Raw genomic sequence first — 20738 nt, 5'->3', positions numbered from 1 at the left:
TGCTTCCCCGACCGCCCCCGCCTCACCCCTGCGACCCCACGCCGACCGCACCCCGGGCAGACAGCAGCGGCAGCACCACCCCGTCGACGATCTCCACCACCACCGCATCGGGGACCGGGGCACCGCACAGCAGGAAGTGGTGGCACAACAGCGCCTGCCCCACCTCCAACCGGGGCAGCGTCACCTGTCCCGGATCCACCTCGCCCCGCGCCACGGCACGCTCCACCACCACGGACATGACCGCGCGCCCGCCCTCCAGGAACCGGTCGCGCAGCCACGCGGCACGCTCCGACTCCACCGACACCTCGGCGAGCAGGCCGCGCATCGCCTCCCCCAACGGCCCCGACAGCAGCACCGCCGCGCCCCGCAGCAGCGCCAGCAGGTCGGTGCGCAGACTCCCCGTGTCGGGAGGGTTCCCCGGTGCGGGAAGCAGCCGGTCCGTCGCGTCCATCACCAGCTCCACCCGGCTGGGCCAGCGCCGGTACAGCGACGCCTTGCTGGCCCGGGCACGGTCGGCCACGCTCTCCATGCTCAGCCTCGCATACCCCTTCTCGGCGAGCTCGGCCACGACCGCCTGGAAGATCGCGTCATCAAGAACCTTGCCGCGGCGGCGGGGCCGCCGACGGTGATCGGTGAAGGCGGAGGATTCGACACGCATGCCGGGCATCCTACGAACCGGCACCGCCGCGGGGGAGGCAGATGACGATTCCGAGACCACCGCCACCACCGACCTGTGACCTGCCCGCCCGGCTACACCGCCAAAGCCGCGACCAGGCACCCCGCCGCCAGGGTCGACGCCGCCGTGCGCACCGCGTTCCACCGCACCCACCGCGCCCCGAAACGGCGGCGCGCCCCGGCCGCCTGCTCCTGCGACAGGCGCTCCACCGGCCCGGCCGCCGCCAAGGCGTCGTTGAGCGGCACGTTGCCGCGCACCGTGACCGCCGACGCCACCACACACCCCGCGGCCCCCGCCACCAGCCAGCCCAGCACGGCCCCGCCGACCGGCACATACAGCACCACGGCCGCCACCGCCGACAGCGGGGAGCCGAGAAACACCACCAGGAACGGCACGGTGAGGATCGCCCTGTTGATCCGCTGCATCACCTCCACCACCACCCGGTCGCCCGCCTCCGCCAGCCCCGGCATCACCGCCACCCAGAACGCGAAGAACACCCCCGCCAGCAGCCCGGTGGCCACCGCCGACGCCACCACCACGCCCACCCGCACGACCTCCACCATCCACCTCCACGCTCGACACCGCTGCCCTGCTCCCAGCCAACCACCGGCCGGCCCCCACGGCCATGCGCGTCAGGCTCGCCCTGCTGCGCGAGCGTCTACACTCCCCGTCGTGGACGCGCTCCTTCCCCTGCTGCACAGCCCCCGCGCCCGCGACGCCTTCCTGCTGCGCGTCCTGCTGGACCCTCCCTGGTCGCTGCGGGTCGCCGACCGCGCCCCGCTGACCCTCCTCACCGTCGTCCGCGGCCACGCCCACCTGGCCCCCGACCACGCCCCGCCCCACCACCTGCGCCAGGGCGACACCGCCGTGCTGCGCGGCCCCGCCCCCTACACGGTCGCCGACACCCCCGGCCGCGCCCCGCGCATCCTCATCGGCCCCGCACAGCACTGCACCACCCTGCACGGCCGCCCCCTGGCCGAGACCATGAGCCTGGGAGTGCGCACCTGGGGCAGCGCACCCCAGAGCGCGACCATGCTGCTCGTGGGCACCTACCCCACGCCCACCACAGCGGGCCGCCGCCTGCTGGCCGCCCTGCCCCCGCTCCTGGTCGTCCCCCGCGACGACGCGCTGGCCTGCCTGCTGGCCGAGGAGACCGCCAGGGACCTGCCCGGCCAGCAGGCCGTCCTCGACCGCCTGCTGGACCTGGTCCTCATCACCGCGCTGCGCGCCTGGCTGGGCGACCCCCGCTCCCGCGCGCCCGCCCACTACCGCGCCGCCGCCGACCCGGTGGTGGGCCGCGCCCTGGCCCTGCTCCACCAGGATCCGGCCCGCCCCTGGACGGTGGCGTCCCTGGCCGCCGCCGTCGGCGTGGCCCGCGCCACGCTCGCCCGCCGCTTCACCGCCCTGGTGGGCCGGCCTCCCATGGCCTACCTGACCGCCCACCGCCTGGACTGGGCCGCCGACCTGCTGCGCGACGACCCCGACAGCACCGTCGAAGCGGTGGCCCGCACCGTGGGCTACACCAGCCCGTTCGCGTTCAGCGCCGCCTTCAAACGCCACCACGGCACCAGCCCGCGCCACCTCCGGGACACCCGCGACGGCCCCAAGCGGCGCTGACCCCGCCCGGCGGGCCAGCCGGCGCCCCGGGGCGGTTCGCCGCCTGCCCGCCGCCCCTGGACCTCCCACGGCCCGCGGGGCGGCCGACAGGGCGCGGGGCAGGGCGCACCCCTGGCCGCAGGCGTCACGGCGCTGTCACCAGCCGAGCTCGGCAGAGGCCAACTGCTCGGCCAGCGCATCCGGCCCGATCACCCGCACCTGCCGGGCCGCCCGCTGCCTTCCCGTCACGAACAGCGCCAGCTCCGAGGGCGGGCCCACCACGCGCACCCCCGCGCCGCCCCGCCCCGCCGTCACCCGACCGAAACCGGGCGCCTCCACCACCACCGACGCCCGAAACCGCAGCAGCCCCAGCTTGGCCAGCAGCCGCACCGCACGCCACAGCTCCGCCTGCTGGGCCCGCGTCAGCGGGCGCACCTGCCACTGCGGACGCGCCCGCCGCACGTCCTCGTGGTGGATGAACAGCTCCGCGGTGTTGGCCAGGCGGTCCACCCACCCGAAACCGCCCAGCGACCAGCGCGGCGGCTGCCGCAGCGCCGCCACCAGCTCCTCGAACGCCATCTGCTCGGCCTGCCGCCGCACCGCGGCCCCGCCCCACCGCCACGGGCGCCGCTCCCGCACCACCAGGTGCACGGCCAGATCCCGGGTCGTCCATCCCGCACACAGCGTCGGCTCCTCCGGCCCCACCTCGGTCAACAGGTCGCACAACGCCGCCCGCTCGGCACGGGCCAGACCCCTCGCCGCCTCGCCTGCCACGGTCCCCTCCTCACAAGCCGGACTGTCCGGGTTTTCTTGCTAACGTTCTGCCGTCTGCGCCCGTGCCCCAGCGGCACTCGACCCAATCCCCTGTGAGCGACCGAAAGCCTTCCATGCGACTGATCCCCTCCACCCCCGCCGGATGCCTCGCCGCGACCGCCGGAATCGTCGTGGTCGGCGGACTGGTGTACTTCGGCTACCAGTACCTCACCGGCGACGACGACTTCACCCTCCCCGTCACCGCACTGACCTCGCCCGCACCCACCCCCACCCCCGCCGACACCGCCTTCGCCCTCCCCGACAGTTGCGCCGAGGCGGGCGCGACCGAACTGGTCGGCGACCTGGCCCCCCAGGCCGCCGCCCCCGTGGAGGCCACCGAGGAGATCAACGACGCCGACGCCCGCCAGCTCACCTGCACCTGGTCGGAGGGCACCGATCCCGACAGCGAGTCGATCACCCTCGTCTTCGCCGTCAACGTCGATCCCAGCGACCGCCTCACCGTGATCCGCCCCGAGCAGGCCGGACAACCGCCCCAGCAGGAGATGGGCTGGGAGGTCGACGTCGACGTCAACACCGACACCTACCAGACCACCCAGACCGACGAACTCGGCGGCGAACTCAAATACCTCGTCACCGTCGACGGCTCCCTGCGCCAACTGTCCCTGCAGCTCCCCGGCGACACGCACATCTCCGTCATCGCCTCCTCCTCCGACATCAGCCAGCAGGAGATGGAACAGATCCTCTTCACCGCCGCCCAGAACCTGCGCCAGTAGCCCCCGACACGACGGGGCCGCCCCGAGGCGGCCCCGTCCACGGCACCGGACGCTCCTACTCCACCGGAACCTCAGGGATCTCCCCGAACACCCCGGCGCGCAGCGTCACCTGCTCCACCTCCGACCCGGGCGCGGAGAACACCGCCACCAGCTCGTAGGTGCGCCCCGGCTGCAACCGGTGCACCTCCTCGGCGAAACTGCTGTACACGCCGTCACCGAAGTTCATCTGCGCCACGTAGCGCACCAGACCGCTCTCCGGCTCCACCACCTGGAAACCGCCCAGCGTGCCCTTGCTGAACCGCTCCGGGCCGCCCGCCACGGCAGCCCCGTCCAGCCCCGGGTCCAACGGCGCGTCCGTGGTGTTGGTGAACGTCACCGTCCCCACCACAAAAGCGCCGTCGCGCCGCAGCGGGTAGACGTCCAACCGCACCCCCTCACGCTCCACACTGGCCACCACGTCCCCCGGGTCGTCGGTGAACGGCGCGGGCCAGGACACGTTCTGCCCCGCAACCCCCAGACCGTCGTCGGTCGCCTCCTCACCGCCGTCCGGCATCCGGATGGTGTAGGAGAACTCCACCCGCCGGTTGCGGGCCCGCGCCTGCTCGTCGTCGGGACCGCCCTCGCGCGCGATCGGCTCGCGGCTGCCGCGCCCCTCCACCACGTAGGTGTAGCCGGTGCCCATCTCCTCCACCAGCAGGTTGCGCACGGTCTCGGCACGCCGCACCGACAGGTCGTCGTTGTAGGCGTCGCTGCCCTTGCCGTCGGTGTGGCCGATGATGATGATCTCCGGGTTGTCCGGATCGACGTTGCGCTCCAGGGTCTCGGCGGCCCGCCGCACCACCGCCTCGGCCTCCGGCGTCAGGTCGGCCCTGTCGAACTCGAACATGACGTCGGAGTGGAGCGAGATCGTCTCGGTGTCGCCGTCGCGGGTCACCGAGGCGATCTCGGAGTCCACGAAGCTCTCCACCCAGCCCTCGGCCGCGACCGCGTCCTCGTCGGGACGCCGGTTGGCGAACGTCAGCTTCTCCCCGGAAGACGGCGGGTCGTCCACCGACAGGTGCTGCTCCCCGTTGGGGGCCTGCGGCTCGGGCCGCTCCTCCTCCACGTCCTGCACCGGAATCCCGGTCATCGCGCCCAGGCCGCTGCCCACGAACGTCACCTGCCGCACCTGGTCGGGCAGCCTCGGGAAGTAGCGGCGGTACTCGTTGGTCACCCCGGGAAACACCGGGTACAGGCCGTTGCCGGTCGGACTCACCGAACCGTACTTGAACCCCTGGTCGTCCACATACGGCCGGTACACCCGCCCGGTGATCGGGTCGACCAGGGTGTAGGTCATGCTCAGGTTGCGGTTGGCGCCCTCGAACTCCTCCGGATAGGTGATCTCGTAGTGCAGCACCGTGTACTCGTCGGTGCGCTCCAGGCCCGTGATGGCGAACCGCATCGTCGTGTCCTGCCCGGTGTCCTGGAAGATCGTCCCCTCCTTGACGTAGGGGAACTCCTCTCGGACCACCGGGGGGCCGTCCGACACCCACGACATCACCACGCTGCAGCCGCTCACCAGCACGCAGCCCGCCACCAGCAACGCGATCAGCGAGAAGACGCGTCCGTTCCGCGCCATGCGGGAAATCTCCGATCAATCGGGGGGAATCGTTCGGGCACCAATCCTGCTGGAATCCCCGCACAAGTGCGAAACGCACAGCCCTCCGCCCCGGACCGGCCGACAGGACCGTACGAAGGCCACCGGCGTCCGCCGGAAATTTTCAGCGGCACCTCCTGCGGGGATCATCGGATGCGGACAGCAGTACCCTTTCTACGCTCTGTCTCTGTACGGAAGTGATGCCATGGTTCGTCCGCTGCGCGACGGCGATCCCGTCCAGGTGGGCCCCTACCGGCTGCACGCCCGGCTGGGCGGCGGAGGAATGGGCCAGGTGTTCCTGGGGCGCTCACCGGGCGGACGCACGGTCGCGGTCAAGGTGGTGCGCCCCGAACTGGCCGACGACCCGGAATTCCGCAGGCGCTTCGCCGCCGAGGTGGAGGCCGCACGCCGGGTCGGAGGCTTCTACACCGCTCCGGTGGTCGACGCCGACGTGAACGGCGTCCCGCCGTGGCTGGCCACCGCCTACATCCCCGGCCCCAGCCTGCAGGCCGCCGTGACCGAGCACGGCCCCCTGTCCGTGGAATCGGTGGCGGTGCTCGGGGCGGGCCTGGCCGAAGGACTGGCCGCGGTCCACGCCCGCAGGCTGGTGCACCGCGACCTCAAACCCGGCAACGTCATCCTGGCCTCCGACGGCCCCCGGCTGATCGACTTCGGCATCGCCCGCGCCCTCGACGCCACCTCCCACACCCGCACGGCCACCGTGGTGGGCACGGCCGCGTTCATGTCCCCCGAACAGGCCCGCGCCGACGAGGTCGGCCCGCCCTCCGACGTCTTCTCCCTCGGCAGCGTGCTGGCCTTCGCCGCCACCGGCCGCAGCCCTTTCGGCCAGGGCCCCCTCCACACCGTGATCTACCGGGTCGTGCACGCCGAACCGGACCTGTCCGGCCTGCCCGCGCCCCTGGTCGACCTGGTGGCGTCCTGCCTGGCCAAGAACCCCGGGCAACGCCCCGGCCTGGACCTGCTGATGGCCGACCTGAACGCACTGGCCCCGCCCCCGCAGGACCGCCCCGGGGGACGGTGGCTGCCCGACGAGCTCACCGAGGTCATCACCCGCCACCGCACCCTGCTCCTCACCCTGGCCGAGACCCGGCCCGCACCGGCCGCCGACAGCCCGCCCCCGCCCCACACCTCCAGGCCCGGCGAGGCGCCTGCGAAAGAGCAGGCGCTCCTGCGCATCGGCAACCTCAGCCCCGAACCGATGCAGGTCCTCCTCGACGGCTCCGCCGCAGGAGAGCTCGCCCCCGGACAGGAGCGCACCCTCCACCTCGCCCCGGGGACCCACTCCCTCCAGGTCGGCGCAGCCGGGGCGGTGAGCCCACCCCAGCACGTCGACCTGCGCCCCGGCGTCCCCACCGGGATCCCGTTCGACCTCCCCAGCAGGGAGGCCCCCGTGCCCGAACCGGTCCACCAGGTGGCCTTCACCGGCAGCAGGTGGTGGAGCGCGGTCGTGGTCGGCAGGTTCGTCGTGGTGGTGTCAACCGTGCTGATAGGCATCCTCGGCGGAGTGGTGTCCGTGGAGTCCCTCGTGGTGGAGGGCGCCCTCCCCGAGCACTGGACCCCGGCCCTGGTCCCCGTCACGATCGCCTTCCCCCTCGGCGGCGGCATCCTGGGGTCTCTGCTCGGCCTGGTGTTTCCCCCGCTCAAGCTCGTCCTTTCCCCCCACGGACCCACCTTGCGGCTGCGGGGCGGCGACCAGAAGACGTTCCACTGGAGCGACGTCCAACAGGTCCGTCTGAAGAACAAGTCCCTGCGCCTGACCTTGGCATCCAACTCCCCTCTGCCGACACGCAACTCCTACCGGTTCACCGTCGACGACATCGGAGCGGGCGGCGTCCGCGAGCTCACACGCCTGCGCGCAGCCCTCAGATGGTTCGCCGGCGACCGCTACACCGAACAGTCCTGACGACTGCCCCCACCGGCTCCCCGGACACGGTGCGATCCCGGCACTCAAGAACCCGCCCCTGCCCCGGCCCGGCGCTCCCTCCCCGGACAACCTCCCCCACCACCGCACACCCGGCCTGCGGATGCGGTAGTAACGAAGACATGACTGATACCACGGACACCACACCGGTCTGGTTCTCCCGCGAGGAACTGGAGTCGGTGCGCGACCGCATGCCGATCCTCTACATCAACGCCGTCCCGGTCCGCACCGACGACCGCGGCGAAGTCACCAGCGTCGGCCTGCTGCTGCGCGTCGGCCCCGACGGCACCATCAACCGGGCGCTGGTCTCCGGACGGGTCCTCTACCACGAGCGCATCCGCGACGCACTCCTGCGCCACCTGGAAAAAGACCTCGGCCCGGTGGCGCTGCCCCGCATCCCCACCTCGCCGCAGCCGTTCACCGTCGCCGAGTACTTCCCGACCCCCGGCGTGACGCCCTACCACGACCCCCGCCAGCACGCGGTGTCCCTGGCGTACGTGGTACCGGTCACCGGCGACTGCCAGCCCCGCCAGGACGCCCTCGACCTCGTGTGGTTCACCCCCGAGGAGGCCGCCAGCCCTCAGGTGCTGCAAGAGATGAGCGGCGGCCAGGACGTCCTGCTGCGCCAGGCACTGGCCCACGTCGGCCGCCTTCCCTGACCCGCCGTCCCGCGAGAACTAGAGCGCCGGCGCCCGCAGAAGGAACCCGTCCACCGCGCCGTCCGCTCCCCGCCGATCCCGGTGGACGTCCGCCCGCCGCGTGTTCACCGGGACCCCGGCCCCGCACGTCCACGAACACCCCGGACACTGCCGAGGCCCGCGGTCCGCGTCCCGCCACGGCCCTCAAGGCACCGAGCGCTGCGACCCGCGCCCCGCGGACGCCACGGGCGAGAAGACCCCGCCCAGCCCGCTGGCGCCTGCGGCACGGACACCGTCGCCGACGGCCACGAGCCCGGCCACCTCGCACACCCGCACCACCGCAGTCGAGCCCAGGGCAAGAGCCAACGGCACCACGACGACGGCCACAGCCCGCGCTCTGCCCATGACCGCCCGGGAACGGCGCGCGCCAGTGGCGCAGGTCCTCACCCCTCAGGGCCGCATCGGCCGTCTCGACGGCCACCGCCCGCAGGGCTCCCTCGAGCGGCGGCCCGCACCGACGCGCCGTCGGCTCCGTCCCCCACCCAGCGTCCGCGGCTCCTCCCCGTGCGAGCCGCGGGGCCGTGCGGGACTCCCCGCCGCCGCGCCTCACCCGTCACAGCACTCTTCGGCCGCGGCCGGACGGCTGTCGGTCCCGTAGTTGGGGCACAGCGCGACCGCGTTGCCGGTCGCGGCCAGCAGGACCTCCGCCGCGGCGAACAGGTCCAGCAGTTCGGGGCGGGCCAGCGAGTAGAACACCTGCCGCCCCTCGGGACGCCCCTCCACCAAGCGGCAGTCGCGCAGGCACGCCACGTGCGCCGAGACCGTGGACTGGGCCAGCCCCAACTCGGCCACCAGGTCGGCCACCCGGGCCTCGCCCCGGGCCAGACGGCGCACGATGGCCAGCCGGGTGACGTCGGAGAGGCTGTGGAAGAGTGCTGCGGCCGCGTCGACGCCTGCCGTTGCGTCCTTGCTCCCGCCCATGCTATCAATCGCCATAAAGCGATGATATCTAATTTTGACGATGATGAAGCGTGCGGGCCGACCGCGCCCCGCCTCCGAAGCGGAGACCCCCATGGCACCAGCCGCACTCGTCCTGTACCTGCTCGGCCTCGCCCTGGCCTTCGGCGCGCGCACCCTGGCCGCCTGGCTGCGCACCGGCGACACCGGGTTCCGCCGACCGGACACCGCCCCCTTCACCGCTCCCTGGTGGGCCGGCGTCCTCTTCGCCGGCGCGCTCGTCCTGGGCCTGGCCGCACCGGTCGCAGCCCTGGCCGGCCTGGCCACCGCCGCCCCTCCCCCCGCCGTGGGAGCCGGCGGCCTGACCCTGATGGCACTCGGCCTGGCACTGACCCTCATCGCCCAGGCCACGATGGGCGCCTCCTGGCGGATCGGCGTGGACCGGACCGAACGCACCGAACTCGTCACGCACGGCCTCTTCGCGCTCGTCCGCAACCCCGTCTTCACCGGTATGGGAGTCCTGCTCCTCGGACAACTGCTCGCCCTCCCCTCGGCGCTGTCCGCAGCCGCGCTGGCGGTGTACGTCGCCGCCGCGCAGATCCAGGTCCGCCTCGTCGAGGAGCCCCACCTGCTGCGCACCCACGGCCCCGCCTACCGCTCCTACGCCGCCCGCACCGGACGCTTCCTGCCCGCACTGGGCAGACTGCGTGCCGCACACCGGTGACGCCCTCCGACACGGCACGCCCCGGGCCCCGGCACCGGACCCCGGGCGCCCACCGGTGCCGTACAGCAGGACACGCCGCCGCGACGCCCCGCCCGTACCGACCGCCGACTCTTCAGCCCTGCTTCCTGCGCATCCGGTAGGCGCGCTGCCGACAGGCCCGCGAACAGTACGCCCGCGGCCGCCCGGACGCCCCCCGCTCAATCAGCCTGCCACACACCCCGCACCCGGTTACGTCACGCTTTACATCACGCACCAGGGCCTCCAGACCGTCCAGGACCCGCTGTAGGCCGAACTCGAAGGAGTCCACGGGCGCCTCGAAGGCCCCCTCCCGGTACAGGCCGCCCAACACCGGATAGCGGTCCGGGCCGGCCAGCAGCAGCTCCCGAGCGCCCCACCCCTCGCCGAGCCCCGGCCGCGCCCCCGCCACGGCCTGCCGGGCCGCACTGTCCACGAACCCGCTGACGAGGTCCACCGCCGCGACCGTCTGCGCGGGCGGCAGCCCTGTTCCCGCCACCACGGCCAGGGCACGCTCGAACCGGGCCACCGTGTGCGGCCCCGGCACCCGCCGCCACCTGTCCGACTCCGCCAACCAGGGATGACGCAGGTACAGGTCCATTCCCTCCCGCGCCCACTCCGCCAGCCGCTCCCGCCAGCCCTCCGGCTCCGCGGCGGCCTCCCGCACCTCCCCCATGACCTCGTCGCACATGAGGTCCAGCAGTTCCGGCTTGCCCGGCACGTGCCGGTAGATCGCCATCGTGGTGAAGCCGATCCGCTCGGCCAGGCGGCGCATCGACACCGCGGCCAGCCCTTCTGCATCGGCGAGCTCCACCGCGGCGCGCACGACCCGTTCCACACCGGGGCGGCGTCGCGCCTCCCACAGCAGCCCGGTGTCGTGTCTGGGATCCGCCATGTCCACCTCTGAACACACTGTTCACTGATGTGTACGGCGTAGATTACGGGGTGTCGCCAGGAACCAGGCCCCGAACCGCTGCAACCCGGCAGACCGGGAGCTTCCGGGCCACAGCAAACAAGACCATCATCCCACCAGTGCGCCGACCAGAAACCGAAAAGCACACCACTTCCCCGGCCGCACCCGTTTGCACTCCGGTACAGCCCGCGGTGCCGTCGCTTCGCCCACCCGCTCCGCGACACGACCGGGCCCCGCGCCGACTGCTCGGAACCCCCGGCCGCCCCGGTGCCGCCCCGGGCGCCACCGAAGACCCGTACCAGCCCGAAGGGGCGCCGGGGGAGTGGAAGAGAGAACCATCCTGAACCAACACTCAGGTCCCGGCCTGTCCGCGCAGGCCGCGCAGACCAGCCGCTGAACCTTGGCCGAGGTTGCCCCTCGGCTCCTCGAAGAGTCCGCCGCGCGGTCTCGACCTATCTTGAGACCGCAAAGGCACCCGCCGCCCCTCCGCGCTCACCCCGCGAGGGTCCCCGTCTCGAACCGGTCGACGGCCACGCCCCTCCCTCGCGCGCACTCCCGCCACGCGACCGGCGAACGCCCCGTGACCTCCGCGGAGCGGAACCGTCGACCACCTCGGCCACCCGGCGCTCCCTCCCCACACCGGACGAGATGCCGGGCGCCAACGGGTCGCCCGGGTCCGCCGCGCAGACGGTGACCGAAGCACCGTCTCGGTGGACGACAGCGACACCGACGCCGTCCCGGCGAGGGGTGTGCGCCCCGTCTCGTCGGTGAGCACCGCGCCCTCGCTCCATGCACCGGTGGGACCAGCCGAGGTGAAGTGCAGTAGCCCTGTCCGCCTATGCGGTGAGCACGACATGGAGGAGGCCGTCACGGAAACGGACCGGGGAGTTCAGGTTTTTCGTTCGTGTCGGTGTCCTGTGTGTTTTTGATGGTGACCGAAATGTTTTTGGGGTGGGTCAATAAAAAAAGAATCCCACCTTTACATCATAGATTTACACATGAGAGAGGCGGGTGCCAGGGGCATCCTCTGCGCCCCGGGCACCCGCGTCGACAGCCGTGCAGAAGGGTCTCTCCTCTGCTTCCTGCGGTTCCCCGGGCACCGGAGCCGACGGTTCCCGCCGGGAGACCCGGCGAGCCCGCGACCGGACGTGCCGGAGGCCGACGCGTCACCGCTGCCCTGACCCCGCGGCTGCCGCAGGGTCAGGAGCCGAAGTCGAGGACCAGGCGGCCGCGCACACCGCCCGCCTCCAGCAACCGGTGCGCCTCGGCGGCCTGCTCGGCCGGGAGCACCCGCGCCACCCGCAGGGTGAGCACCCCCTCCTCGGCCTGCCTGCGCAGCCGGTCCAAAGCGGCGGTGTCCCCGAGCGCCTCGGTCACCAGGATCCGGTGCACCTTGATCCCGCGCCCCGGTTCGCCGTCCCAGTGGCGCACCACCGCGATCCCCCCGTTGTCGCGCACAGCCGGAACGGCCAGGTCGTGCAGGAGTGCCCCGTCGGCGAGCCCGTCCACTCCCTGCGGGCAGGCGGCGCGGATACGCTCGGCGACGTCGTCGCCGCGGCGCACCACCACGTCCGCCCCAAGTCTGCGCACCAGGTCCTCGTCGGCCTCGGAGGCGTCGGCAACCACCCGCAGCCCGTCGGCCTTGGCGAGCTGGACGGCGTAACCGCCGAACGCGCCTGCCGCACCGGTCACCGCGACCGTCTGCCCGGGTTCGAGAGCGAGCCGGTCCAGGGCGAGCCGCGCGGTGAGCGCGTTCATCAGCAGGGTGGAGGCGGCGAAGAAGTCCGCCCCCTCGGGCATGCGCACCACCGACTCGGCGGGAACGACGATGTGGTCGGCGTAGGCTCCCCCGCCCGGCCGGACCGGCGTCACCACGGCCATCACCCGGTCCCCGACCTTCCAGGGCACGCCCTCTCCGACCTCGCTGACGACCCCGGCGGCGTCCATGCCGGGAATGTAGGGCGGCGGCCACTCCAGGCGCCGCAGTCCGGCCCGCAGCATGGTGTCGGTGGGGTTCACCGCTGCGGCGTGCACCCGGATCCGCACCTCCCCCGGCCCGGGGTGGGGCTCGGGGACGTCGACGACCTGTAGCTTTTCTGGGCCGCCGAACTCCATGACTCCGATCGCTCTCATGCCGTCAGGCTAGCCAGCACCCCAGGACTGCCGATCGGCCGGATCCGGCCTCCCCGGCCGCGCAGGCCCCGCCCGAGAAACCGCACAAATGCGGCCCGGCCATTCCTCCGACCGTGCACGGCCATTTCCGGCCTGGCACGTTCCTGCCGACTCACCTAGCATTTTTGGACGTGGAGGATGTGTGGTCGCTGGTTGAAGGGACGTCCTGGGTCGCCACCATCGTTTTCGGGGTCCTGACCGTCTATCTGACGTTCAGAGGGAGAGCAGACGAGTCCGCAAGCCCTTGGCCGTTTCTGGCCGGATCGCTGTTCGTGGTGTTCCTGATCGTCGCGCTCCTGGTCACCTTCTTCGGGCTTCCCGGGAACCCTTCCGAGGGGAACTCCCCGCCGGCTCCCTCCTCCACCGGCGAAGAGGACGGAGGATCGACCGGGGAGGCGTCCCTGCCTCCCCTGGAATCCACCGCAGGGGAGACCGGGACCCTCAGCTACGGGGCCCCGGAGGTCTTCCCCTGGCGGTTGCAGTACCTGGGCGACGAATGCGGCAGCAGCACCGCGACCTACACGGACAGCATCAACTGGGACGACGTGGTAGGCGATCCCGACCCGGGGGAGCCCGACGTCGCCTACCGGGTACGTGACTACTGCTCCGAGGACACGACGGTCTACTCTCCCGAGGACGCCCGTGGCGGGCTGGTCGAACCGGGGGAGGCGACCGAGGCCATCGCCTGCCGCAGCGCCGCCGTCGCCGGGGCCCTCCCGAGCTACCTGTCCCCCTCGACCCGGGAACGGCTGGGGGTCGTCGAGGGCGCGGCGTTCTGCATCGTCACGGACCGGGGGCGTGTGGTGCGCGCCCAGATCGACACGATCACCGAAGGCGAGGACGGCCCCCGGGAGGTCATCCTCACCCTGGAGGGCGAGGCCACGGTCTGGTCCCCGCAGTAGCCCGTCACGTCCGGGGGACCCACAGCAGCGCGCTTCCCCTGATCGGCGGCGCCGTGGTGTCCTCGACGACCCCGGTGACGACCTCGTCGATCCGGGCGTAGACCACCCTGTTGCGGTCGGTGACCACGCACAGCGCCGCCCCCTCCACGATCCCCCACTCCTCGGCGGTCCGCTCCTCGCCGAAGAAGTACGACGCCTCGGCCTCGCCCCGCAGCGCTTCCGCGTGGCACTCGGCGGGGGTGATGCTCTCCCGCGCCTCGACGAAGGAGACGTAGGACCCGCCGGTCCCGTGGAGCAGCCCGTCGTACATGCAGTTCTGGTTGGCATACGCCAGGTCCGCCTCGCCCGGCTCGGGCAGCGGGCGGCTCCCGGTGTTGTCGAAGTCGATGCCCTCGGCGCTCTCCTCGCAGATCACGCCGACCTCCTTCAGCCCGTCGAACCCCCAGGGGACCTGCTCCGGCGGGAAGTACGACTGCGCCGGTGCCGGGGGAAGACCGGAGGACTCCTCGGAGGCGCACGCGGCCGGAAGGGTCAGGACCGCAGCGATCACCGGCACGCCGAGGGCTCTGCGGGCGAAGGCGGGCATGACGCCATGATGGGCGCGCGGGAACGGACCGTTCAAGGTGGTCTCCCGTCGCCGCCCCGGCAGTCGGAGCCCTCCGGGGGGCCGGTGCCCCCGGACGGCCTGCCAGGGGATGCGTGCGGCCCGCGCTCCTCCCCGCACCTGCCCCGGGGCCGGTCGCCGTGCCGGAGCCCGGCCGTGGTTGACTGCCCACCATGTCGGTGCCTTCTCCGTCCGCCCGGCAGCCGGACCTGGTCGGCGGCGCCGGGGGCGGACACGATCCCCTCTGGCGCGTCGTCGGCGACCCGCTGGTCGCGGCCTGCGGGAGGGGGGTGCTGTCCGGTTCCCGGGTCGCGGTGAAGGACCTCTTCGCCGTCCGCGGCCACGCGATCGGGGCGGGAAACCCTGCGTGGCTGCGCGGGGCGCCGGTCGAGTCCGCCCACGCTCCGGTGGTCCACGCCCTGCTGCGGGCGGGGGCCGACGTCTCCGGGATCGTGCGGACCGACGAGCTGGCCTACGGCCTGACCGGGATCAACGCGCACTACGGGATCCCGCCCAACCCCGCCGCGCCCGGGCGGGTCCCGGGAGGGTCGTCGAGCGCCTCGGCGAGCGCCGTCGCCCTGGGGCTGGTCGACATCGGGCTGGGCACCGACACGGCCGGGTCGATCCGGGTCCCCGCCTCCTACTGCGGGCTGTGCAGCATGCGTCCCACCCACGGCCTGGTCCCCACCGCCGGGAGCGTCGGGCTGGCCCCCTCCCTGGACACCGTGGGATGGATCGCCCGGACACCGCGGCTGCTGGCCCGGGTGGCCGACGTGCTCCTTCCCCGCATCCCCGCGCCGCCGATCCGCCGACTGGTCCTGGCCGAGGACATGGTCGAACTCGCAGAACCCGCACTGCGCTCCCCGCTGCGGGAGGCGGCGCAGGCGTGGGCCGAGCGGCTGGGCCTGCCCCTGCGGCCGGTGGAGCGCACCTGCGCCGCACAACTGGAGGAGTGGGCGGAGGCGCTGGGCATCGTCCAGGCCGCGGAGATGTGGCAGGTGCACGGCCGCTGGCTGCGCGGCCACCGCGAGGCCGTCTCCCCGCAGGTGGCCGACGCCGTCGCCGCGGGCGAGAGCCTGCCCTCCGACTACCTCGGGTGGGCGCGGGAGACGAGGCGCCGGGCGCGGGCCGTGCTTGCCGAGCTGCTGCCGCCCGGGACCGCGCTCGTGCAGCCGGCGGCCCCGACGGGGCCTCCCACGCCCGAGCGGGCCGTCGGCGACCTGGGGCTGCTCACCACGACGGTGCTGCTGGTCTGCGCGGCGAGCGCGGCGGGGCTGCCGGTGCTGACCCTGCCCGGGGTGCGGGGCGCGGACGGCCCGGTCGGGCTCAGCCTCGTGGCGGCCGCCGGAAGCGACCGCGCCCTGGCCGCCGCGGCGGCCAGGGTCGTCGACCCGCCCGTCGTGCCGGGCGGGGTCGACGGCTTGCGGTGAGGGCCGGGCCCGCGGGGGCGGGGGCTGTTCCGGCCGCTCCGGTCAGAGACCGGTGCGGGGCGTCAGGCGCGGTCGGTGTCCGGCGGGGTGATTCCGACGGCTGCGAGGTTGCTCGCCTCGGGACTGGCCGGGGCGAAGGGTTTTGCGGCGTGAAGACGATCCGGGCGTGCTCGGGGTGGCCACCGTGATGTCGCGGGTGTTCCAGGGGGTGTCGCGCGGCCCGTCGACCGAGTCGGGGCGCAGCGTGCGGCACGCCTCGGCGATGGCGTCGACCTGGCTGAGCACGCATGCGAAGCTGACGCTCACCGCCGGGGCTGCGGTTCGACTCGGTCGACCGGCACCAGGAGCACGTCCTGGAAGGCCCACCGGCGCAGGTGCACGATCTGTCCGGGGATGCTGAACAGTTCGAAGAACCCGAGGCCGCGGATCCAGAGCTCCGTCGACGCCGCCAGGTCGTCCGTGGGGATCGTCGCGAATGCGGGCATGCCGTAGATGCCGCGGAAGGGCTCCGGTGGAACCGCGTCCGGGCCGGGAGGGGGCACGGGGCTGATCTCGAAGGCGTTGGAGTAGCCGTCATGCCTCCACCCTCCCCCCTCACCTCGCGTGAGGTTCACGCCGGACCGAGGGGTCGTCGGCGACGGGGCCGGTTCGGGCGTCGCGGCGGGAGGCCGTCCAGGGGGTGGTGGGCTGGAGCACGGCCTCGGTCAGGGCACGGGTGCGCAACGCGGTGATCTCCCGGTACTCGGGGTCGGCGACCATGCGGCCGAACGCCTCCCGGCTGGGGTAGCGGACGAGCAGGACCGCGTCCCAGGCCTGCCCCTCCTCCGCGACCAGGGGAGTTGCGCCGTCGCCGGCGTAGAGCAGTTCGGCTCCGTACCGTTGCAGGAACCGGCGCGCCCGGCGACTGTACTCCTCGTAGAGGGGGCGGCCGCCGGGGGCGAACCGCAGCAGGTTCAGCATGACGAGGGGGCCGTCCGGGGCCTCCTCCAGCAGACGTGCGAGACCGGTGTCCGAGGGGTCGACTGCCATGCCTGGGCTCCTTGTCGGGGCGGTCTGGGGCCGCCGTGTCGAGACGGCAGCAGTCTAGACCGCCATCCCCACCCGTGCATACCGTCCAGTCGGTAGATTGGACGGGCTCGCGCCTGCCGGGACAGCAGAACACTTCCCACAAAAAGCCAGCAGATCCCCACCAAATGGACGCCTTCCACCCGGCCGCCCGAACGGCGCAATCCCCGCTCCCCCGCATCCGAATCCGTGAAAAAATCCCGCGAACCTTCTCATCCACGCGCTCGGGAACCCCGCCCGGAGCCTCCCGGCCACCGCACGGCTCCGCACCCCGCCCTCCTCGCCCGGATCGGGACCTCCCTCCCCACCAGGAGGACCGCCGCCACCAGCGGAACGGCCCGGACGCCTCTGGCCCACACACCCTCCCCCAGCCTCACCGCACAGGAACGGCAACAGGCCGGACCATCACCACGAACCCCCCTTCTCTGCAAAACCGAAAAATCCCCTCTTTCCACGAAGCAACCGGCACCACAACCGCGCCGCTCCTCATCTGTCGGAGTTTTATCCGCTCCGATGCTGGGAACAAGACAGAAGGCAGAGAAAAATCCTTCTCCCGAAAGTCGAGCGATGGAAGTTTCTCCCCTCGTCCTAGTCGAAGACCGATTCCCCACCGGACTTCCCGGACGGCGCGTCCCCACCCGCGTCGAGCAGCCCAGCGCGGACCGGCCGTGGGGCATGGACCAGGCCCGCCGCCCGCTGGCCGTCCCCAGCGCGGGCAAGCACGAAAAGCCCACCACCACCCGGGAGGAGACCGTTCCCACCGAGTACAGCGAGGACAGCGAGATCCGCCCCGACGACTACACCCAGACCGTGACCGACTGATGGGCGAAGGCGCAACGGTGCTGGTGCTGGCCCCCGCCGACGACGGGGAGGCCAACCAGGTGACCACGCAGCTCACCCGCCGCGGCGTCGCCTTCTTCCGTCTGGACACCGCGGCCTTCCCCACCTCGTGCACGGTCACCGCCGAACTGGGCCCCTCCGGATGGCACGGCACCGTCACCACCCCCGAGGGGACCCTCGACCTCGGCGCGGTCGAGGCGGTGCTCTACCGCCAGCCCAGCCCGTTCGGCCTGCCCGCCGGACTGAACCCCTCGGAACGCCGCTTCGCCCAGGTCGAGGCCCGCTTCGGGCTGGGCGGACTGCTCGCCTCCCTGCCCGCACGATGGGTGCCCGGCACCCCCGGCCGGGTCGCCGACGCCGAGTACAAGCCGCTGCAACTGGCCGCGGCCGTACGCTGCGGCCTGACTCCCCCGCCCACCCTGGCCACCAACAGCCCCGACGCCGCCCGCTCCTTCACCGCCCGCCACGACGGCGGCGCCGTGTACAAGGCGTTCATGCACAAGGCCGTCGCCGACGACGGCAGCCTCGCCCTCATCTACACCAGCCCGGTCGACCCCGCGACGGTGGACCGGCGCGTCGCGTCGACCATGCACCAGTTCCAGGCGAACCTGGCCGCCCGCAAACGCTGCGACGTCCGCGTCCTCGCCAACCGCCACCGGCACGCCGCCGTCGCGATCCTCTCCACGGACCCGCACGCCCGCCAGGACTTCCGCAGCCGCTACGACGCCCTCGTCTACCGGCCGGTCGACGTGCCGCCGCAGGTGGCCGAGGGCTGCCGCCGCTACCTGCACGCCCTGGACCTGCGGCTCGGCGTCTTCGACTTCTGCGTCACCGACGACGACCAGTGGTACTTCCTGGAGTGCGGTCCCGGGGCGCAGTGGGCCTGGCTGGCCGAAGAGGTCGGACAGGCGATGAGTGACCTGGTTGCCGACGCGCTGCTCGAGGAGCTGTCATGACTGCCCCGCCCGTCCCCGAGTGGCGCCTCCTGCTCAGCGCCCTCGCCGACGCGCTCCCCCGGGAGGTGCTGGCCGACCCCGAGTGGCGCCGCGCCTTCCTCACCGTCCCCCGGCACGTCTTCGTGCCCGGCTTCTACACCGACGACCGCCCCCGCCCCAAGTGGGTCGGCCTCGACGACCCGGCCTGGCTGCCGCGCGTCTACTCCGACGCCTCCCTGGTCACCCAGATCCGGCGGCATCCCGACGACCCGCACAACTGGTGGCCCACCTCGTCCAGCACCCGCCCCTCGCTCATGCTGGCCATGCTGCACGCCCTCGACGTCGCCGACGGCATGCGGGTACTGGAGCTGGGGACCGGGACCGGCTACAACGCCGCACTGCTCGCGGCCCGCCTCGGCGACTCTGCCGTGGTCTCCGTCGACATCGACCCCGCCCTGGTGGCCGCGGCCCGCGCCCGTCTGGCACGCCTCGACCTGCACCCGCACCTCGCCGTGGCCGACAGCGCCGGAGGGCACCGCGCCAGAGCCCCCTACGACCGGGTGATCGCCACCCACTCGGTGGAGCAGGTCCCCTACACCTGGGTGGAGCAGACCAGGCCCGGCGGCGTCATCCTCGTCGACGTCCGCTCGGTCGGCAACGCCGCCGTGGGACGCATCGCCCGGCTGACCGTGCACGCCGACGGCACCGCCACCGGCGACTTCCGCGCGATCGCCGGCGGGTCGTTCATGCCCGCTCGCCGCGAGGTCGCCGTCCCCGACCGGCGCCTGCTGCCCTCCCGCGACCTGCGCGACGCCACCTCACGCCCCAGCGACCTGGGCGGATCAGCCCTGGACGACCCGAACCTGGCGTTCGCCCTGTGGGCGGCCCTCCCCGACGTCACCGTCGCCTCCCTGGGGACCCAGACCCTGCTGTTCACCCCCGACGGCTCGTGGGCGAGCGCCCCCCGCGACCCCGGCAGGGTCCAGATCGCCGGGACACGCGACCTGTGGCGCTCGGTCGAGGAGACCCACGCCTCCTGGACGGCGGCGGGCCGCCCCAGCGTGGAGGACCACACGATCACCGTCACCAAGCACGGCCAGCGCATCGAGGTGTGAGGTCAGCGCATGGCGCGGATACGCGCGTCGTAGGCGGCGTGCGGCTCCAGGCCGACCGCGGCGCGGCGCTCGTCCAGCCCTTCGGGGTCCTCGACCTCGTAGATCCGCACCTCGCCGTCGGGCAGCCGCAGGTACTGGGTGCCGTAGCGCTGCGGCATCCCCTCGTGGCAGCGGACGCGGTCCTCCAGGTAGGCGAGTTCGGCGGCCTCGGCCTCTCCCGCGGCGACCGCCTCCCGCAGCAGCGGCAGACAGCGCTGCTGCAGGTCGTGCGGGGCGTGCTGGAGCAGCAGCCACGCCGCGTGCGCACCGTCCCGGCCCACCAGGCCGCGCCCCGGCCAGCCGTACTCGTCGACGACGGCGCTCAGCCACGCCGCGTTGTCCTGGTCGACCGGGGTGACGACCCTGCGCCACCGCTCGGGGTCGCGGCCGACCGGCACGGCGGTGCGTGCCCGGGTGTCTTGCCGTGCCCGTTCCAGCAGTTCCTCGCGCAGTTGCGTCCGCGCCTGGGACGTGTGGTCGTGCATCGCGTCTCCTTCCCGGAAAAGCTCCTGGAAGTGGTCACCTTGCCACGGAATCCGATCTCATCCCCGCCGTCGGCGCCGCGGGTCGTGTTTTCCATCCCGTGTCCCGCCTCGCCCGCGGGAAGGGCACGGCGAAGCCGACTCGCGCGGTGGCGGCACAGCGCGGTCGCACCGGAACAGGCACGGCGGAAGACCTGGCGGCCGCGGTGTGGTCTGCTGCGCGGCCGGGTCAGCCGTCGCGGTCCGCCCGCGTCTCGGGGCCCCTGGGGGTGTAGGTGGCGCAGACCCAGGCGGTGACGACGGCGACGGCGGCCATGACCGCCCAGACGGCCGCCACCGCCCAGAGGCTGTCGGCCATGAGGCGGGAGAACAGTCCCACGAAGAACAGCCCGACCCCCAGCCAGGCGGTGGCCTGCATGCCCCGCGTCGCCTCCGGCAGGTCGCGGCGGGCCAGCCGCCACACGCATGCGGCCATCACGACGAGCCCGGAGGGCACGACCAGCAGAGCGA

At 73.2% G+C, this 20738-nt stretch carries 21 protein-coding genes and 1 pseudogene; 10 read left to right on the top strand and 12 right to left on the bottom strand.

Translation table 11 applies throughout. The features are described from left to right. Positions 1-22: 22 nt before the first annotated feature. Both AC529_RS09210 and AC529_RS09205 read right to left on the bottom strand, forming a co-directional pair. A complete protein-coding gene (locus AC529_RS09210) occupies positions 23-658 on the bottom strand; it encodes a TetR/AcrR family transcriptional regulator (protein ID WP_068755570.1) in 636 nt (211 codons plus the stop codon). Between the two features lie 92 nt (positions 659-750). Continuing rightward, positions 751-1239 (bottom strand): anthrone oxygenase family protein, encoded by a 489-nt coding sequence (locus AC529_RS09205; protein WP_068755569.1) that lies wholly within the window; start codon positions 1237-1239, stop codon positions 751-753. Between the two features lie 109 nt (positions 1240-1348). Between AC529_RS09205 and AC529_RS09200 the strand changes: the two genes are divergently transcribed. Further along, the gene (locus AC529_RS09200) at positions 1349-2293 is read left to right on the top strand and encodes an AraC family transcriptional regulator (protein WP_068755568.1); all 945 of its coding nucleotides are present in this window, start codon (positions 1349-1351) and stop codon (positions 2291-2293) included. A 135-nt stretch (positions 2294-2428) separates the two neighbouring features. On the opposite strand, the gene AC529_RS09195 is transcribed toward AC529_RS09200, so the two are convergent. Continuing rightward, the gene (locus AC529_RS09195; protein WP_232306656.1) at positions 2429-3046 is read right to left on the bottom strand and encodes a TIGR03085 family metal-binding protein; all 618 of its coding nucleotides are present in this window, start codon (positions 3044-3046) and stop codon (positions 2429-2431) included. Positions 3047-3159: 113 nt separating this feature from the next. On the opposite strand from AC529_RS09195, the gene AC529_RS09190 reads away from it, so the two are divergent. Further along, positions 3160-3819 carry a hypothetical protein gene (locus AC529_RS09190; protein ID WP_068755566.1) on the top strand — a complete coding sequence of 220 codons (660 nt, stop codon included), beginning with the start codon at positions 3160-3162 and terminating at the stop codon, positions 3817-3819. 55 nt (positions 3820-3874) lie between these two features. On the opposite strand, the gene AC529_RS09185 is transcribed toward AC529_RS09190, so the two are convergent. Next, entirely contained in the window at positions 3875-5437 is a 1563-nt protein-coding gene (locus AC529_RS09185; protein ID WP_068755565.1) for an OmpA family protein, read from the bottom strand. Positions 5438-5660: 223 nt separating this feature from the next. Between AC529_RS09185 and AC529_RS20460 the strand changes: the two genes are divergently transcribed. Both AC529_RS20460 and AC529_RS09175 read left to right on the top strand, forming a co-directional pair. After that, entirely contained in the window at positions 5661-7379 is a 1719-nt protein-coding gene (locus tag AC529_RS20460) for a serine/threonine-protein kinase (protein WP_068755564.1), read from the top strand. A 140-nt stretch (positions 7380-7519) separates the two neighbouring features. Next, the gene (locus AC529_RS09175; protein WP_068755563.1) at positions 7520-8056 is read left to right on the top strand and encodes an NUDIX hydrolase family protein; all 537 of its coding nucleotides are present in this window, start codon (positions 7520-7522) and stop codon (positions 8054-8056) included. Positions 8057-8641: 585 nt separating this feature from the next. On the opposite strand, the gene AC529_RS09165 is transcribed toward AC529_RS09175, so the two are convergent. Then, on the bottom strand, positions 8642-9031 hold the full coding sequence (locus tag AC529_RS09165) for an ArsR/SmtB family transcription factor (protein ID WP_068755561.1): 390 nt from the start codon (positions 9029-9031) through the stop codon (positions 8642-8644). Positions 9032-9107: 76 nt separating this feature from the next. Here AC529_RS09165 and AC529_RS09160 point away from each other — a divergent pair, with 76 nt between their 5' ends. Beyond that, on the top strand, positions 9108-9716 hold the full coding sequence (locus AC529_RS09160) for a methyltransferase family protein (RefSeq protein ID WP_068755559.1): 609 nt from the start codon (positions 9108-9110) through the stop codon (positions 9714-9716). 112 nt (positions 9717-9828) lie between these two features. Here AC529_RS09160 and AC529_RS09155 read toward each other — a convergent pair whose 3' ends face one another. Together AC529_RS09155 and AC529_RS09150 are read right to left on the bottom strand one after the other, a co-directional pair. Continuing rightward, positions 9829-10626, bottom strand: coding sequence for a TetR/AcrR family transcriptional regulator (locus AC529_RS09155; RefSeq protein WP_068755957.1), 798 nt, complete (start codon positions 10624-10626; stop codon positions 9829-9831). Positions 10627-11844: 1218 nt separating this feature from the next. Then, positions 11845-12777, bottom strand: a complete 933-nt coding sequence (locus tag AC529_RS09150) for a quinone oxidoreductase family protein (RefSeq protein WP_068755557.1) — start codon at positions 12775-12777, stop codon at positions 11845-11847. A gap of 170 nt (positions 12778-12947) precedes the next feature. Between AC529_RS09150 and AC529_RS09145 the strand changes: the two genes are divergently transcribed. After that, positions 12948-13718, top strand: a complete 771-nt coding sequence (locus AC529_RS09145; RefSeq protein ID WP_157080139.1) for a hypothetical protein — start codon at positions 12948-12950, stop codon at positions 13716-13718. A gap of 4 nt (positions 13719-13722) precedes the next feature. Here AC529_RS09145 and AC529_RS09140 read toward each other — a convergent pair whose 3' ends face one another. Continuing rightward, positions 13723-14304, bottom strand: coding sequence for a hypothetical protein (locus tag AC529_RS09140; RefSeq protein WP_068755553.1), 582 nt, complete (start codon positions 14302-14304; stop codon positions 13723-13725). Between the two features lie 191 nt (positions 14305-14495). On the opposite strand from AC529_RS09140, the gene AC529_RS09135 reads away from it, so the two are divergent. After that, positions 14496-15752: an amidase family protein gene (locus AC529_RS09135; protein ID WP_083948056.1), complete on the top strand. Its 1257-nt coding sequence runs from the start codon at positions 14496-14498 to the stop codon at positions 15750-15752. Positions 15753-16054: 302 nt separating this feature from the next. Here the strand turns inward: AC529_RS09135 and AC529_RS20900 are convergent, their stop codons facing one another. Then, the gene (locus AC529_RS20900) at positions 16055-16366 is read right to left on the bottom strand and encodes a hypothetical protein (RefSeq protein ID WP_232306655.1); all 312 of its coding nucleotides are present in this window, start codon (positions 16364-16366) and stop codon (positions 16055-16057) included. After that, the gene (locus tag AC529_RS09125; RefSeq protein ID WP_068755549.1) at positions 16347-16781 is read right to left on the bottom strand and encodes a DUF1330 domain-containing protein; all 435 of its coding nucleotides are present in this window, start codon (positions 16779-16781) and stop codon (positions 16347-16349) included. The genes AC529_RS20900 and AC529_RS09125 overlap by 20 nt, the downstream gene beginning before the upstream one ends. Before the next feature lie 603 nt (positions 16782-17384). Here AC529_RS09125 and AC529_RS20070 point away from each other — a divergent pair. From AC529_RS20070 to AC529_RS09115, 3 genes are read left to right on the top strand one after another with little or no spacing between them, the layout of a single operon-like run. Next, positions 17385-17639: a hypothetical protein gene (locus AC529_RS20070; protein ID WP_157080138.1), complete on the top strand. Its 255-nt coding sequence runs from the start codon at positions 17385-17387 to the stop codon at positions 17637-17639. Then, entirely contained in the window at positions 17639-18613 is a 975-nt protein-coding gene (locus AC529_RS09120; RefSeq protein ID WP_157080137.1) for an MvdC/MvdD family ATP grasp protein, read from the top strand. Before AC529_RS20070 ends, AC529_RS09120 begins: the two co-directional genes overlap by 1 nt. Next, complete coding sequence (locus tag AC529_RS09115; protein ID WP_068755546.1) at positions 18610-19707, top strand: methyltransferase domain-containing protein; 1098 nt, start codon at positions 18610-18612, stop codon at positions 19705-19707. The genes AC529_RS09120 and AC529_RS09115 overlap by 4 nt, the downstream gene beginning before the upstream one ends. Positions 19708-19709: 2 nt before the next feature. Here AC529_RS09115 and AC529_RS09110 read toward each other — a convergent pair whose 3' ends face one another. Beyond that, positions 19710-20231, bottom strand: a complete 522-nt coding sequence (locus AC529_RS09110; protein WP_068755545.1) for a DUF6624 domain-containing protein — start codon at positions 20229-20231, stop codon at positions 19710-19712. Between the two features lie 226 nt (positions 20232-20457). Next, positions 20458-20738, bottom strand: a pseudogene (locus AC529_RS09105) (hypothetical protein); the annotation flags it as partial.

This window comes from Thermobifida cellulosilytica TB100 (assembly GCF_001517975.1).
Lineage (GTDB): Bacteria > Actinomycetota > Actinomycetes > Streptosporangiales > Streptosporangiaceae > Thermobifida > Thermobifida cellulosilytica.
This window is presented reverse-complemented; position numbering and strand designations above follow the sequence as displayed.